Annotated in this window: 1 protein-coding gene; it reads left to right on the top strand. The window is 55.6% G+C overall.

Going from position 1 to position 1,146, the window contains the following annotated elements; translation table 11 throughout:
* The first annotated feature begins 195 nt into the window (after positions 1-195).
* Positions 196-984 carry a crotonase/enoyl-CoA hydratase family protein gene (locus tag EV680_RS11860; protein ID WP_132954950.1) on the top strand — a complete coding sequence of 263 codons (789 nt, stop codon included), beginning with the start codon at positions 196-198 and terminating at the stop codon, positions 982-984.
* Positions 985-1,146 lie beyond the last annotated feature (162 nt).

The raw sequence follows: 1,146 nt of genomic DNA on the forward strand, positions 1-1,146 counted from the left end.
GATAAGCTAAAGCGCAACTTCCACAGCACGGTTTTATTGGGATGCATTGTGATGTGGCTACCTTTATGACAAGTAATTGTGAACAGACCCTAGGATTAGTGTATACACTCTTTTGCCGGCATTGAACAAAAAAAACAGAAGCGCTAACCTTATCCCACAAACGAAACGAAGAAGAATAAAACAAGGAGAATCAAAATGAACACCCTGAGTATCGAACGGCGCGGCGGCACCGCCATTGTGCAGCTGACGCGCCCCGACAAGAAAAACGCCATGAGCTTTGAGATGATGCGCGAGCTCGTGCAGGCAGCGCGGCAGCTCAAGCAAGACCGAAGCCTGCGCGCCGTGGTGTTGCAAGGCAGCGGCCACACTTTTTGCGCCGGCATCGACTTGGCCGATCTGAAAAACCCGGCCAACCGCCAAACCGTATTGTGGGAGCTGGCCAAACCCTGTCGCAGCCTGTTTCAAAACGCCGCACTGGCCTGGCGCGACCTGCCCGTGCCGGTGATTGCCGCCGTGGAAGGCCACTGCCTCGGCGCCGGCCTGCAATTGGCGCTGGCCGCCGATTACTGCATCGCCACACCCGAGAGCCATTGGGCCATACGCGAAGCGCATTGGGGCATTGTGCCCGACATGGGCATCAGCGTGAGCGCGCGCGGGCGCATCCGCAGCGATATTTTGGCCGACCTCACCTACAGCGCCCGCCTGTTTGACGGCCAAACCGCCATCGCCCACGGCTTCGCCGCCCGCTTGGATGCCGCCCCGCCCAATGCCGCGCTGGCGCTGGCCGAAGAATGGGCGGAGCATTCGCCCGATGCGCTTTTGGGCAGCAAACGCATCGTCAACACACTCTATGGCTGCGAATGGCTGCCGTTGATGCGCGAAAAAATCTGGCAACTCAAGCTTTTGGCCGGCAAAAACCAACCGCTGGCGGTGCGCAAAGACAGCAAACCGGAAACCGAATTCAAACCGCGCCAATATCGTTGACATATAAAAACAAGGCCGTCTGAAAGGTTTTCAGACGGCCTTGTTTTTTGGATTTCAAGTGCAATGTGGGCGTAAGGGACAAAAAAGGTGCTCTTTTGAAGAAACATCTTCCTAAGGGACATTTTAGGTGCTGTTAAGGTTTTTCCGAGAAAAATAATCCTT

Source organism: Uruburuella suis (genome assembly GCF_004341385.1).
Taxonomy (GTDB): Bacteria; Pseudomonadota; Gammaproteobacteria; order Burkholderiales; family Neisseriaceae; genus Neisseria; species Neisseria suis.

What these genes read in the sequence shown, in the direction of transcription:
- EV680_RS11860 (WP_132954950.1), top strand. Translation starts at nt 196, where the DNA reads ATGAACACCCTGAGTATCGAACGGCGCGGCGGCACCGCCATTGTGCAG.